At 42.8% G+C, this 14,482-nt stretch carries 17 protein-coding genes; all 17 read right to left on the bottom strand.

The features are described 5' to 3' along the window. Positions 1 to 6: 6 nt before the first annotated feature. Entirely contained in the window at positions 7 to 378 is a 372-nt protein-coding gene (locus SporoP37_RS01900; protein WP_085430082.1) for a phage tail fiber protein, read from the bottom strand. Next, positions 379 to 768: a distal tail protein Dit gene (locus SporoP37_RS01905; RefSeq protein ID WP_085430083.1), complete on the bottom strand. Its 390-nt coding sequence runs from the start codon at positions 766 to 768 to the stop codon at positions 379 to 381. It lies immediately after the preceding gene. Next, positions 768 to 5,729, bottom strand: coding sequence for a phage tail tape measure protein (locus tag SporoP37_RS01910; protein ID WP_085430084.1), 4,962 nt, complete (start codon positions 5,727 to 5,729; stop codon positions 768 to 770). Before SporoP37_RS01910 ends, SporoP37_RS01905 begins: the two co-directional genes overlap by 1 nt. Before the next feature lie 185 nt (positions 5,730 to 5,914). Next, on the bottom strand, positions 5,915 to 6,391 hold the full coding sequence (locus SporoP37_RS01915) for a hypothetical protein (RefSeq protein ID WP_085430085.1): 477 nt from the start codon (positions 6,389 to 6,391) through the stop codon (positions 5,915 to 5,917). Between the two features lie 72 nt (positions 6,392 to 6,463). Continuing rightward, a complete protein-coding gene (locus tag SporoP37_RS01920) occupies positions 6,464 to 7,048 on the bottom strand; it encodes a phage tail protein (RefSeq protein WP_085430086.1) in 585 nt (194 codons plus the stop codon). Continuing rightward, entirely contained in the window at positions 7,049 to 7,468 is a 420-nt protein-coding gene (locus SporoP37_RS01925) for a hypothetical protein (RefSeq protein ID WP_232329791.1), read from the bottom strand. It abuts the gene before it with no gap. Continuing rightward, entirely contained in the window at positions 7,455 to 7,847 is a 393-nt protein-coding gene (locus SporoP37_RS01930; RefSeq protein WP_085430087.1) for a hypothetical protein, read from the bottom strand. Before SporoP37_RS01930 ends, SporoP37_RS01925 begins: the two co-directional genes overlap by 14 nt. Beyond that, positions 7,844 to 8,179, bottom strand: coding sequence for a hypothetical protein (locus SporoP37_RS01935; RefSeq protein ID WP_085430088.1), 336 nt, complete (start codon positions 8,177 to 8,179; stop codon positions 7,844 to 7,846). The genes SporoP37_RS01930 and SporoP37_RS01935 overlap by 4 nt, the downstream gene beginning before the upstream one ends. Next, positions 8,151 to 8,459: a hypothetical protein gene (locus tag SporoP37_RS01940; protein ID WP_085430089.1), complete on the bottom strand. Its 309-nt coding sequence runs from the start codon at positions 8,457 to 8,459 to the stop codon at positions 8,151 to 8,153. The genes SporoP37_RS01935 and SporoP37_RS01940 overlap by 29 nt, the downstream gene beginning before the upstream one ends. Further along, the gene (locus SporoP37_RS01945; protein WP_085430090.1) at positions 8,456 to 8,644 is read right to left on the bottom strand and encodes a hypothetical protein; all 189 of its coding nucleotides are present in this window, start codon (positions 8,642 to 8,644) and stop codon (positions 8,456 to 8,458) included. Before SporoP37_RS01945 ends, SporoP37_RS01940 begins: the two co-directional genes overlap by 4 nt. A 15-nt stretch (positions 8,645 to 8,659) precedes the next feature. Beyond that, positions 8,660 to 9,838 (bottom strand): phage major capsid protein, encoded by a 1,179-nt coding sequence (locus SporoP37_RS01950; protein ID WP_085430091.1) that lies wholly within the window; start codon positions 9,836 to 9,838, stop codon positions 8,660 to 8,662. A 41-nt stretch (positions 9,839 to 9,879) separates the two neighbouring features. Continuing rightward, the gene (locus SporoP37_RS01955; RefSeq protein WP_085430092.1) at positions 9,880 to 10,593 is read right to left on the bottom strand and encodes a head maturation protease, ClpP-related; all 714 of its coding nucleotides are present in this window, start codon (positions 10,591 to 10,593) and stop codon (positions 9,880 to 9,882) included. Further along, on the bottom strand, positions 10,590 to 11,765 hold the full coding sequence (locus tag SporoP37_RS01960; protein WP_198160044.1) for a phage portal protein: 1,176 nt from the start codon (positions 11,763 to 11,765) through the stop codon (positions 10,590 to 10,592). The genes SporoP37_RS01955 and SporoP37_RS01960 overlap by 4 nt, the downstream gene beginning before the upstream one ends. Positions 11,766 to 11,776: 11 nt before the next feature. Beyond that, positions 11,777 to 13,417, bottom strand: a complete 1,641-nt coding sequence (locus SporoP37_RS01965) for a terminase TerL endonuclease subunit (RefSeq protein ID WP_085430093.1) — start codon at positions 13,415 to 13,417, stop codon at positions 11,777 to 11,779. Then, entirely contained in the window at positions 13,404 to 13,718 is a 315-nt protein-coding gene (locus tag SporoP37_RS01970) for a P27 family phage terminase small subunit (RefSeq protein ID WP_085430094.1), read from the bottom strand. The genes SporoP37_RS01965 and SporoP37_RS01970 overlap by 14 nt, the downstream gene beginning before the upstream one ends. 133 nt (positions 13,719 to 13,851) lie before the next feature. Next, positions 13,852 to 14,022 (bottom strand): hypothetical protein, encoded by a 171-nt coding sequence (locus tag SporoP37_RS16810; protein ID WP_158233605.1) that lies wholly within the window; start codon positions 14,020 to 14,022, stop codon positions 13,852 to 13,854. 151 nt (positions 14,023 to 14,173) lie between these two features. After that, entirely contained in the window at positions 14,174 to 14,476 is a 303-nt protein-coding gene (locus tag SporoP37_RS01975) for an HNH endonuclease (RefSeq protein WP_232329832.1), read from the bottom strand. Positions 14,477 to 14,482 lie beyond the last annotated feature (6 nt).

The raw sequence follows: 14,482 nt of genomic DNA on the forward strand, positions 1-14,482 counted from the left end.
ACCCCCTTAATCCTCGGACACTTTTAATTCTCCCGCTAAAAACTCGACGGCAGTTTTATCATTTGTGGAGCGGATCGCACGCTTTAACTGTGCATAGTACAGGAGGTTGCCGCCCACCTCCGCGTCACGTAATCCTACGTGTGTAATCGTGCCGTACCCTCCTGATTTTGGAGGGAATGTCACGATATTCGAGTTCTCGCACATCATCAATGCTTTTTTTCGTGCGGGTGTAGTAAAGGTGACCGGCAGCCGGGTATAATCCGCTACCTCATCACCTTCATCATCGTCACCTGGACTGTTACGATAAAGCGCCAAATACACGTTTGCGCCTAATGCATCAGCAAGTGTTTTTTGTTGTAAATATGTGCTTTTACCCATCTATATCACCTCATAAGGTAACGCTCTAAATGTCACGGTAAATGTACCGTATCGCGCAATACGTTCCATGGAGTCTACGCCCCCATCCACTTTTGCGGAATAGGTATAATCAGGATCATCATCAAAGATTAATGGCGCCCTACTATTCGTGGTCAACCATGCCCCGACTGCTCGACAAGCATTAAAAAAGGACACGCCACGGGGCGCATCCAATTCAAAATCGACTTCTATTAAAATATCTGTTGCCGTACCATCCGGGATTAAAACACTACCCGACTTGTGCGGTATATCAATATAGGTATCTTTGGTTTCTGCCATGATAGGCCGGCGGATGTCCAAGACGTCCAAACCCACCGTTTTACAGTGCGAACCGTTAAATGATACGCCCATTATCGACCGCGCCCCCTTTGCCCTCGTTGTTGTAATACGTACAACTCTTGAGATACTTTTTTAATATCTGCTTCCTCTTTGATCGTTGCCGATACATCAAAGTGATTGGTAATAGTATCACCTTCGTAGACGGCTGGCGCTTGTGACTGCATACGTCCCATTATAGCCGCGTTACTTTCCGGGACGGCTACTGTCTGTCGTGTGGAAGACAAGCCCCTGATTTGACTACCCGCTGTTGCTAGTGCGCCGTTTACATCCACAAGTCCCAATGTATCGCGTAATGCGTCATTGACGTTACGTGCAATCTGCGCAGCTTGTGAGACAAGGGCAGTTTCCATCTCGGCTAACCCTGCAAGTAAATTATTACCTGCATCGCGTCCGATCTGTTGCATGCCTTGTAATTCGTCCTCTGTGGCAGACGTAACCTTTTTCAATTCCGCTACCCATTCAGATTCAAGACCGGCCAGCTCCTTGTTGGACGATTCGACCATATCTTTTACAGTCTGCTCCGACTTTTCTTTCATGTCGGCCAACTCATCAGTAACTTGTTTTGTGGCAAGCTCTGATTTTTCTTTAAACAAATTGGAGTATTTATTAAGCTCCGAACCGGTCAAGTCATTCAGTGCCAATAATTCCGGCAAAGCTTTCGGACCCATCTGCCGCAGTTCTTCAAGCAGTGCGCCGTCCACACCTTTGTATTCTAGCTTTTCCATTTCCTTTTGCCATTGTTTAAAGCCGTCAACCTGACTGTGCAGATTGTTGAGTAAGTCCTCGCCCGTGCGCTCGACATTGATTTCAAACTCGTCAAACAGGCCGGCAAAACCGATATAAGTTTCACGGCGGTTCTTAAATTCATTGTTGTACTCGTCATTTACTTTCTTGACATCATCCACAAGCTTGTCATTGATAGCTTTCATCTGATCGGCGTATTTTTTATTGGTAGAGACGACATTATCATTGATCTGTTTGAGAGTACGCTGATATTCCTTCTGGGCAGATATGCGTTCTTTCGTGCCTTTCTTAAACTGACCGATTGCCGCTTTCCAATATTCCGCTTCGTCTTTTAATGACATTTGATTGAGTGACTTTAAATCTTCGGCGTTTTGCTTGATTGCGTCAAAGCGCTCTTTCGTTACATCTTCCAGTTCTTTGTCGGCCTTTTTGAGCGCAGCAGCATATTGATTCTGCGCCTTGATCCGCTCTTTGCTACCTTCTTTAAACTGATTGATCGCGCGTTTCCAGATTGCCGCTTCTTCCGCAGCAGACAGACCGCCGTTCGCTCGCTTTTCAGCGATTTCGGCATTGACTTTATTCATCGCATTTACTTGGGCATCGCGTTCAGCTTTCGCCGCTTCGTTCGCTCGTTTCTTTACATCTGCATTACGTTTTTTGTCGGCGGCAGCGGCATCACGATCAGCCTTTTTCTTCGCGGCTAGTTGCTCTTTGCTCGCTTTCTTTTGTTGAGCGGCCGTTTCATTGTTAGCTTTTTTAAGCGCTGCGGCATAAGAGTTTTCGGCTTTTATGCGTTCCTTGCTACCCGCCTTAAACTGGCCAATGTTCGCTTTCCAAATATCCGCTTCCTGCTTTGCTGACAGCCCGCCGTTTGCCCGCCGTTTGGATATTTCAGCATTTACTTTTGTCATAGACGCAGATACCGCATCACGTTCAGATTTCGCGGATGATGCTTGTAACTTCTTCCGTTCAGCTGCTTGTTTCTTTTGCAGGGCGAGACGTTCTTTTTCTGCCTTGTCGCGTGATTTAGCATACTCGTTCTCCGCCTTTATACGCTCTTTGCTGCCCTGTTTAAAGTTATCAATACTATCCTTCCAGATAGCCGCTTCATCAGCCGCGGATGACGTACCAGACGCTCGTTTGCCGGATATTTTACTGTTGACCTCATTTAATGCTTTTGCGACAGCATCCTTTTCAGCTTTCGCTGCAGCAACAGCCTGTTTTTTAGATTCGGCAGCTTCCTTCTTTTTCTGCTTTTCTAATTCTTTACTTGATTTCTTACTTTCATCTTTCGCCGCTTTACCGCCAGCTTTAACAACATCCTTCGATGCTTTCTTGACATTCTTCTCGCTGGACTTAATACCGGTAGCCATATCATTTCCAAATCCTGCGCCAACTACCTTTGTCTCTCCAATACCTAACACGTTTTTAATTGTATCGGGGATAACCGCTAACAACTTTCCAATGGCTTCACCGATTTTTCCAAACATGGAGAACATACCGTCAATAAAGCTGCCAATTAATTCGCGACCTTCACGGAATAGCGAAATCCCCATAAAGAAATCGAGTATGCTATTCCAGACGTCCACAATAAATTGCCATGCATCATGCATTTTTTCGTTGATCGAATTCGCCATACCGCCAAACTTTTTACGGACAGTAGAAACGATTGAACTCACAATATTAGAAAAGAATGTGGAAATAGTAGTCCATATCTTCACGATTAATTCCGCAATCCATGTGAACTTAGCGCGGGTTTCATCGCTCAAATTGTTCCACCAATGCATGACAGCGGACACTATCGCTTTTACGATTCCTGATAAGAATGCACCAATCTTATTCCAGATACCTTCTAAAAACTGACCAATAGCTGTGAAGATTTCAGACGTTTTGGCGCGGATCTCGTCCCAATGAGAAACGATAAACGCGACTGCCCAACCAATAGGACCGGATAAAATAACAAGCAACGTCAAGCCCCATTCAGAAAGGAAATCCATGATTGCATTAAATATAATCATCGTCTGCTCTTTGACAAGTTCCCAGTTATCCACAATGAAAGCTACTACCCAACCAATGGGTCCAGACAAAATAATGAGTAAGGTTAATCCCCATTCAGATAAAAAATCACCAATCGCGCTAAACACCGCAACAGTTTTTTCTTTGATCCAATCCCAGTTTTTTACGATCAAATAAGCCGCTCCAACTATCGCTGCAACTGCCAACGCGACCGGAAGGTTAATGCCTGCAATAGCCAATTTGATAGCAGTTAACGCTTTTGTGACAAACGCCGCAATTGCTGGGAACTTGACAAGCACGCCGGTTAACGCTCCCCATGATGTAACCAATGTCCCTAATATCCATATCAGAGGACCTGCGATAGCCAATATTGTGCCAATCGCCATTACAACCATTTGGATAGGTAACGGTATGTTACCGAAAACGGCAGCCAACTTCGCAACAGCATCCGCAATAACGACAATGATAGGAAGTACAATTTCGCCCATTTCAGCCATCGCGTTAATGACAGACGTTTTAGCAATGTTCATTTTGTCTTGTAATGTGGCAGTCATTATTGAGAAATTGCGTTCTGTAGCTCCTGCGCTATCGCCCATTTTCTTTAGAAAGCCATCGAACTCTTTGCCGTCTTCTGCAGCCAATGTTAAAGCGGCGGTTCCTGCTTGCACCGACCCAAACATATCGGATAGTTTTAAACCCGAACCTTCTGCATCGTCTTTAACGATTTTCAACACGTCGGTTAATGAAGACCCTTCTTCCATCAAATCAGAGAAAGATTTCCCGGTTTGTTCGCGTAAAATTTTATCTGTTTTGGATCCGGCTTTACCTAATTCGCCCAACATAGCTTTTAGGTTCGTACCCGCTTCGGAGGTTTCTTGTCCGTTTTTAGTTAGCACAGCATACGATGTTGATAATTGATCAAACGCGACGTTTTGGCCTTCCGCTATCGGAATAACTTTCCCCATACTTTGGCCTAATTCATCGACCGTGGTTTTCCCTAAGTCTTGAGTAGTAACCAACATATCAGACACTTTTTCTGCTTCGTCGGATTCTAATTTGTAGGCGTTTAGCGCGGTAGTTAAAACGTCAACCGCCGTTGCTGTATCGGTAAAACCGCCGCCCGCTAGTTTCATAGCCTGTTCGGTAAATGCTACCGCATCCGCTTGCGCTTGCCCGGCAGACAACGCACCATACACTGACTCGGCGACCTCTTCAAACGACACGCCCATTGCGGAAGATAAATCACGGATAGAGTTTTTGTATGCCTTTAACTCTTTTTTGTTGCCCTCTAAAAGTGTGGACGTTTGAGCAAATGCGGTTTCCTGATCGGTTGCGATTTTAATCATGCCTGCACCGGCCGCGGCGATTGGCGCAGATACTTTCATACTGACCTGCTTACCAATGTCTTTCATCTTTTTGCCGGTTTCTTCTAACCGTTTAGATGTTTGCAAAAGCTTGTCATTTTGTTGTTCGAGCCCGGTGTTCGTGGTCTTGATTTCATTGGCAAGCTGTTGTTCTGCTGTTCGCGCTTCGAGTAGTTGCTGTTCATACTTTTGCACTTCGCCAGAGTTATCACCGTACTGTTGTTTAGCTTGTTCCAACTGTTGCTCATAATTAGCGACCTTTTGCGCCGCAACCTCATGAGCGTTGTTTAAATGATCCATTTGAGCAGATAACTTTTGCGATTCTGTCGCTGTATCTCCAAGCTGCGCTTTTTGCAACTCGTATTGAGCATTCAGTTTTTCGCTGGATTGCGCCAATTCACTTTCAGTTGCTTTTAATTCATTCAGCTTTACAGCAGATTCAGATGTTGCATTTGCCCGCTCTAATTCAGCCGCCTTTGCTTTTTCTAATGATTCAGTAGTACGTATGATTTCATTCGCTATTTGTTGTTCGGCAATTTGATTACTACGCAACTGTCGTTCAAACTTTTGGGCTTCAGTAGAGTTTTCGCCCCACTGTGATTTCACTTTTTCAAGCGCGGCAGCAGTAGCGGCAGTCTTTTCCTTTGCCAAATCATACCGCTGCTCTAGCCCTTGCATCGTGGCTTTCAGTTTGTCAGATTCAGATGCGCTGTTTTTCATCTGCTCACTTTGCAGTTTCATTTCCTGCCGTAACTTTGCAGATTCTTGGTTCATGTCCTTCATCGCCTTGTTAAATTCCTGATTAAATGCTTTAAAGGTTACTTTGATTTCGTTGTTATCTTTCGCCATGTCCTCACCTACCTTTCTTTGTTATTTAGGATTGTTGGACCAGCCATCATAGGCGAGTTTGTTTTGGTAGATCCGCTCCACGTCACCTATCGGAAAATGCCAAAAAACCTCATCGCTTATACCAGCAACAAGGCAATAGACTGTATATAGGTCCTCCACACTTTCATATTTGAGAGTGGGTGGTTTTACTTTTTTTTATCTTGTTTGGTTGAACCAATTAATCCGGCTGCAAAGTTGTTATCATTGGAAAATGATTCGGAAATCAAAGATACATATAGAGTGAGTGTTTCGGTAAAGTCCAAATGATACAGTTCCATAAATTCTTCAAAATCCATCTTCACACTTTTGTTTGCCCCGATAAATGCCAGATAGATTACATTAATCATCGGACCATCATCAATTTCAGATAGTTTTTCCAACTTGTCAAAGTCGTTTCCGCCACCCGCTAATTCAATGCCTTGCAACTCCTGAAACGCTCCCAATTTTGCAAATTCTGCAATTAGACTATTTTCAATTAATCCTAATTCTCGACCACGGCGCATAGCTGCATTGGTTAGGTACACAGGATATTTTTTTGCGTTGACGTAGCGCTGTTCAAATTCGCCGTCAATCTCCACTACTTCTACTTGTTTCAGTTCTAAAACTTGGATTTTTTTACCCATATTTTTTCATTCCTCCATTTTTTTGTTTTTGCCTAAAAAAATAACCCCACTGTTTTCAGTAGGGTACGTTGATTATGGGATTGGTACAGCGTTAACTAGTTCTGGCGTAAAGGCTGTGTGCCAATCTGTTTTAATTGCTTCGTCCTCAATTTCAGCGGTCAATGCTTCGTAATAAAATTTGTCATTGGTATCAACAAGGGCTGTCAATTCCATTTCAAGCAACGCTACTTCATCTTGTCCGTTCTCGATGGACAGCTGGAAACCGGAATTGTTGGACACATTCGAGAATGCAATCAATTTCACTTCGTCTTCAAACTCATCCACAACATCTGCCGTGAATACGAAACGCTTCCCTTTGGATGTTGGACCATATGCATAAACACCTTTTTTCAAGTCTTCGTTTGATAGTCCGAAAATATCACGCGCAACTTGCACAGGAATGTGTGCGGAAACAGTCAGATTCATTTTTTGCGGAATGGTACGTTTCTTGACTTCAATCCCTTCACAAATCTTCACGATTTCCTTTGATTCCGTTTCACCTTCGATTGAACCTACGCAACCAAACGGCGTACCTGCTTTTGCCACGTTGTCTTCATACACCTGAATGCTGGCATTCTTAATTGCTACCGCATCAAATTCTGTAATTACTTTTACCATTTATAAAACCTCCTGTATTGTGTCTGTAATTTTATTGTTTAAAAGCTTTAATAATTGCGGAACGGCTGCATCCATCGCACGACCTGTAAAGTCTTGCTCTACTGGATTAGATCGCCCGCGCCCTTCATCCGGGAAAATTAGATAGCCAAAACTACCTTTATTCTTTGCCGCGCCCCCTTTGGTGACAACGGTAAAGCCTAAGTTTTCAGTTTCCGAACGGCTCCACTTGGAATACTTCGCGTGGTTTTTTTGCACGTTAGAAACAGGCATTAAGTGAGTGATTTGATTAGTTACCAATTCAATGCCTTTCGTGTGGAGGACTTCATTCATTGCTTGTTCGGCTTTGCCGGGTATCTCCAACAATCGCTTTTCAAGTAATTTAATATCCTCGTAATCTACTGCAAACTTAGCACTTGCCATACGGGATCACCCTTGCAAACGTCAAAATGACACGGTCTACAAACTGATCCGTGTCTTTCTTTTGAAGTCTCTGTTTTTGCGTTCTGATAAATTCAAGTCTTGGTACACCATCCAGTGCATCCACAATGTCGATTGTGCGCTTGTCTATGTCGTCTCGATTTTCACAATAATAGTAGACCGTCAATACTTGCGACACAGTTTTCATGTCTCGATTTTTGGACATTGGACCAGTTTCATATACCAAGCAGTGATAATCATCTAGCAAGGATTTTTCTTCGTCCGGTGCAATCTCATCTTCATATACAGGAAGACCAAATGTAGTCAACCCCTGATAAATCAGATGTAATTGTTTGTCCATAAAATCATGCGTTTTACTCATGATCCCACCTCCTGCAAGTACAGATACAGTTCGTCATTAGAGCGGTCAGCATCTACTTTGATAACGTCAAACGTTACACTGGATACTTTGACACGTTTACGACTAAACTGCCTGTAATCGGGCGGTAGTGGTGTTTTAACCTTCATATCCAAGCTGCGCGACATAATGTCTGCCATTTGATAATCCTGCTCACGACAGGACTGCTCGCTGTAAGCAAGGCGGCCTTCTTCCACAAATACGTTTCCTATTCGTTTTCCGGTTTCAGATCGGCCGGTTTCCGTTTGACCATATTGCAGATAGCCGTCATTGTACGTCTTGCGTATGGATTTCATCAGGCTTCACCTCGTTTTTAGCAAGTGCTGTCATCAGGATGAGTCGTTTTAATTCAGGTGCGTAATTTATCTCAAATTCGTCACCTGCATTATTTCGGACATATCGGCAACGCTCAAGCAATAGTTCAAGCTTGTCGTCTTCCACAGCCAAATCAAAAACCGCCCCGGTCATATTTTCTAAATACAACTTGGAGCGGTTTAATAATTTTTGTAGTTGTTCGTCATCTTCATTCCAAGTGATTTTCAGCTTATCTTTCAAAGCTGTTAGTGCGGCGGTCATTTTTTATCGCTCGCTTTGATCTCCTCACCTAAAAACGGACGCTTGTATTTGTTTTTGTTTCCTTGCAATTCCGTTACACGTTTTTTCGTGGATTTGTAACCATCGGCGGGATAGGTATGCTTTCCCGCGATGTACTTAAAATTTTCATGATTTTTTTCAATGAACGTTTCAATCACTTCATACATGCTTATCCCCTCCTATTAAGGTACTGGCACGCCTTCAACTGGCGTAAGTGACATATCGGCAATATCAAACACTGTAAATGCTTCATTGTCGAGTGGGCGGCCGTTGATTAATTGACGTACAAGGTACAGGCGTTGATCCTCAATCATGCGGAGGACGTCAGTAGATTCTAGTTTTGCCGCCGATCCTACGCCCATAAAGTAATCTTTTGGTTTACCTGCGACGACTTTACCGATCGGCACAGCAGGAGTTTGGATGATCTCCAAGCCTGGTACTGCAAAGTTATTAAACGTCCAAGTGCCGTCATCTTTTTGTTTTGCACCGATTGCGAAAAACTTGGATGCATAGTCAAGCGGATTGACAATCAATGTCACGCCTGTGTATGTCCGTGTACCGCCTTTCGTTGTCGGTGCAAGGATTGATTCGCCGATTGTGGCCGGGCTAAAATCTGGCAATGCTACCGGCGTTTTTTCTGGATATACGCCACCTGATACCGCACCGTCTAAATCACGCATCATACCGATAGGCTTTTTATTACCATCACCATTGACTGCAACCGATTCTAGTTCAGTTGCCATGATTTCAGTTAATAGTGTACGGACATAGCGATCCAACCATTCAGGCCCCAATTCAAACATCGCTTTACACACGACCAAGAAACCGGAAAGCTTTTGCATGCCCATGTCGACCGTCTCAAAGCCATTGTCCACCATCTCTTTAATCTCATCGCATACATCGCCCCAGAAAGCAGTAGTAGCGCCCTCTTTACGTGTTACCCACATAGTAGCGGCTCCTGTTGTCTGCATGTTAATACGAGAGAGTAGAGGGTGTTCAGTTGCCAAATCTTCAAAGATGCGATCAAATACAGTCGGCGGTACTAATGCTGCTACACCGTCAAAGGACTGCACTTCGATAGCTTGGTTATAAAATTTCTTTTCGGCAGTCGTTAATGTGCGGATACCGCGGGCGTTGAGCGTAGCCTGATCCCAGCCTTCTTCCTGTGCGCGCTTCGCTTCTGCGATTGTCTGATCCATCATGGCTTGATATTGTTGTGCGTTTGCTTCGTAGTTTTCTACAATTCGTGCAGCTACTTCAGCAGAATCTCCATTTTCAAATGCCATTTTCAATGCTTTGATTTGTTCTTCTTTATTAATTACCGGAGTTTGCTTGTCCGGGTTTTTCATGCCTGTTGTCATTTGTCATGACCTCCTGTTTTTGTGTATTAAAAAACGCCTGTTTATTGGCGTTTGAAACGATCTAGCATATTTGTGGATGCAGCTGGCTTTAACGGCTCTGTTTTTTTGAATCGCTCCAACAAGTTATTTTTAAATTGTTCAGCTTGTTTGGCGACAACTGCAGGATCTTCCACTACTACTTCTTCATCAGCAAAACCGAAAGTAATTGCTTCACTCGCCGTCATCCACGTTTCATTGGTGAGAAGTGTTTCTACTTCATCTCGCTCTCCTGCGAATCGTGTCATATATACATCTACAAGAGATGCATCTAGACCGGTTAGCGCGCCTAACGTTTTGTTAATATCCGCTTTCGTTCCGTAGGCAAAGGTAGACGCTTCATGAATCATTAGCATGGAGCCAGCGTTCATGTAAACTTTGTCGCCTGCCATGGCTATAATAGATGCAGCAGATGCGGCTAGACCGTCAATGTGGATGATAACTTCAGCAGCATGATTCTTTAGCTGATTATAAATAGCGATTCCGTCAAACGCATCACCGCCACCAGAATTCAAGTGAACATGAATAGTTTTAGATGTAACATCTTTTAGCGCTCTATCCACATCAGCAGCAGAAGTGGAATCCCACCAGTAGTCTCCAATCTCTCCATAAATGACAAGTTTCGTAGAATCTGAATCGGCATCGTATTGTGCTTTAAATTCGTGCTTTACATCAGCCATATGCGCTAACTCTTGGTTTTTGAATCGTTTACGTTTCATTCATTCTCACCCCCTTTCAAGTTTTGTTCAGCTACGTCCACACGTTCATAGTTCTTCGTAACATAGCGCTTATTCGCCACATCATCGTCAATCGGATCTTTGCCCAATGCTTCAAGCACATCATTAATCGTCATACCACCGATGGAAAACAGCTTATCTACCGCAACAGCTAACTGACTAATATCTATTGTCTTAATTTTTGATGTATCTAGCTTTAGATAAGTACGGTTAATATGATCTTGTCGAGTGTACAGTTTACGATTAAATTCATCGCTAATCATTTCAGCCGGTGTACTCAAAGCAAACATGATAAAGTTATCCGTTTGTTTTTCAATGTCAGCTAGATCGCCTTTGAGCAGACCGCGCGGCACATGAAAGGCCATTGCAACGTAATTAAATATGTCGTCAATCAGATTACTAATATCACGGCTGTCAGACTGACCTTGCGCGCCCACTTTGGAGTCAGACATATCTTCCATTTCATAGCCTTCTTGCAAATCAAACGTTGCGCCCGATACATCAGGATCAAACCAATTCTTCATTTGCGCGTCCCGCATATCGTCAAGCGCCGCCTGTATCTCATCGTCCTGCCTGCGTAAGAAATCACCTTTAAACATTAAACGCTTGGTGTTTTTCCGCTTGTAGTACGCCATACTAGATGCAAGTAACTTACCGTAAGACGCATATAAATCATCAATTAATTTAATGATATTTGCGTCAGTTAGTCTTAAATAAAACACTTCTTTTTCCGAATACGTACGATCCATCTGTAAATCACCAATAATGATGTTTTTATATATATTTGGCTTGAATACAAACTCCAGACGCTCAAAATCATCTGCAATCAGATACTTTTCTCCACCATCGTTGATAATCAAACATTCGCCGTCAAGAAAAAAATTGCGGATTGCTTTGTGGAAGAACTGTGTAGCGTTTTGATTCTGGTTCGGCTGCACATTAAGTAAATAGTGCAACTCTTTGCGAGTAGCTTTTCCTTTTTCATACGTCTGGAACTCACATCTTGCTAATGCATTGGCGATTAAATCAATGCACGTTTCAATGGCCAGCCGCTTATAATACACTTCCGCTTGTAGCATAAAATGGCAATCATCTAAATTGATTGTCCGTGTACCCTTATTAAAAAATGCCCTTGCCCAATCAAATACTCCCAATATCTCACCTCCTAATACGTCCGTACGCGGAACGCTTTTGTGATATTTTCTTTTGTTAAAGTCCGGCTTTCTTGTAGTTGTGCGTCAAATTGCAATGCATGCAAAAAAGCCGCAAACCCATCTGTCTTGCGGGTTTTCGGTTCTATTTTTTCGTATGTGATATTGCCTTTGCCATCGTATTTAACGTAAGTATTATTGGTGTACCAACGCATCATCATATCATCGCCGTACACTAGGTTTTCATAGGCAAACAACTCTTCCACAATCGGTTGCAGCATGGTATGAGTTTTCGTACCACTACGAGCAATGTCTAATTTGAAACCGTAGGATTCAAATGTTTCGCGTAGGTGGTTGATTCGGTACATATCACTGACAATCATTTTGATATTATGTTGTTTGGATTGCTCCAAAAACCAGCTGGCAATAATGTCAGGATTGTTTGTTTCTTCTTTAATTATCGTTACATATCCCTGTTTAATCGCCAATTCTATGTCTACGCGATAGTTTGCCAATAACAATGATCGATGATTAATAAACGTGTGATGCTTCCAATATCGCTTACCGTCCTTTTTAAACAGCAAGCCACAACCCACAAAATCCCGTGTATCTGCATAGTCAATCCCGCCGATACAGTCCGCACCTTTAAAATCAGGAAACTCTTGATTAGTAGCCGCGATCTTATCCCAGTCTGCCACTCCATCAGCAGATAGTTGAGAAGGGATATTCATTCGTTTGGTCATGAACTCCATACGAGCAGACGGGCGTTCTTGCATGCGGTCATATTCAATCGTCATTTCCAATTTCAAGTCCGGCAAATGCTCAATGGATGGGTTCGCCTTCTCCCACATTCTTTCATCGTGGACTTCTTCTGGATCGTCCAGTCTGCAAAGGAAAGGAAACATACGTGAATTCGGCAATTCGCCATTTAACACGCGATCCGCTTCTTCTTTGATTTGATCCAAAAAACCATCTCGCACATTTCCGTCAGTCGTTAAATAGATACGTCTGGCGCGCGGCACTTTACCAAGTCCGGAAGTAAATACCTTGATATTATCTTCTGTTTCATAAGCGTGAATTTCATCAAATACAACGACACCAGGACGGAAACCGTCTTTTGTTTTCGCGTTATTCGTATAGTACGCTATTTCTGATTTTGTTTTATAATGACGAATCACTTGCAACGTTTTTCGGAAATGCTTTTTAAACGTCTTCCAGTGCTCATCCAACACATCGTGTAAATCTTTAAATGATGTCATGGCTTGTTTTTCGGATGTTGCAACAATATCCACGTTATAACCGCGTACACCTTGTTTCCCTAACATGTGGAAGGAGAGTGCGGCCAGAAATGCGTTTTTCCCTGCACCGCGTCCCATGTACAGTAAAAATTCATTGAACACTAAAGATCCATCTTTATAAAATAGTCCAAACATGCAAGCAATCACGAATTTTTGCCATTTGAATAATTTGAACGGGAAATACTTTTCAATCGATTCAATAGCGTCTTCTACTTCGTCATTCCGGACTTCCACAGATGAAGAGGAGGACTTTTCTTTTACTAGTTTAATTAATTTTTTCACATCTTTGTTTACGACAATTTCGCCTGATTCAACTGCCGCAATATACTCTTCGATGTATGGATTAGTAATCTTCATCTGGATCAACTTCTGGTTCTTGTCTGACTGGCTTCAATCCCATTTCCGATAACAGGCGCAACATTTGATTATTCGTTTTCGTATATTCTGGAATGGATGGATTGATTTTAGAACCTGTACTCGTCATGACCTTCACACCATTATTATGAAAATCCACTTCAAGTGCTTGTGCCATATCCCACATGGTCAAATAATTGTCTACCATATCCATGTGGTGTTGTGCAGTCGTGCCGTTTTCCTTCAGTTGCGAGACAAGACCTTTTTTGATCTTCCCTCTTTTTTTCAATTGAGCTTCGTTCAATTTCCTCCCTCCTTTAAATTACATTTTTTTACTTTCCTTTATACATGAGTAAAGCCAAAAATATAAATAGTCGTGACCCCTCCTCGTTGAATGGTTCCCCGAAATTTTTTCAAAAGTTTTGATGGGGGGTGTATTATTTTAATTCACGGCAGAGTTCACTTCGTTCTTCAGTTAATCTTTCTAATTCTTCTTCGGCATCAGAAAGAAGTAGTCTTTGTTCTTCGATGTAGCCCTCACAGTGACGAATGTCTCTATCTAAATCCCTAACTCTTTTCTTAATCAATCTATCAACGTATTCGCTCATCATCTACACCTACCCTTTCGGTTATTTGGATTGTATTTTGCCGAACCTTTTCGTTTGGGTTCGTACGATGGAGCAGATGCCATAGCGAGTTGTCGTACAGCTTCTTCCATCTGCTCTTCAGCCATACGAATAAAATACTGTCGCCAATCCATCACCATCGCTCCTCATTAGTAAATTTAACTTCATGTTGCTCGTCCAATCGTTCATGAACTTTGTTATGACAGGCAATGCATAGGCTTTGTAAGTTAGATAGAGACAATGATAGATGTGGATGTGTCTTGATCTCTTTGATGTGATGGACATTCTCCACACGATGATACTTGCCCTCTGCTTTGCATAGCTGACACTCATAGTTGTCACGCTGTCTGGCTTGCTCACGTACAGCAAACCATTCTTTACTCTTATAAAACTTCATGAGCTTGTCGGTGTTGATCCAGTTGATTAACTCTTGCATGCGTTT

Origin of the sequence: Sporosarcina sp. P37 (assembly GCF_002109365.1) — a bacterium.
In the GTDB taxonomy this organism is placed as follows: domain Bacteria; phylum Bacillota; class Bacilli; order Bacillales_A; family Planococcaceae; genus Sporosarcina.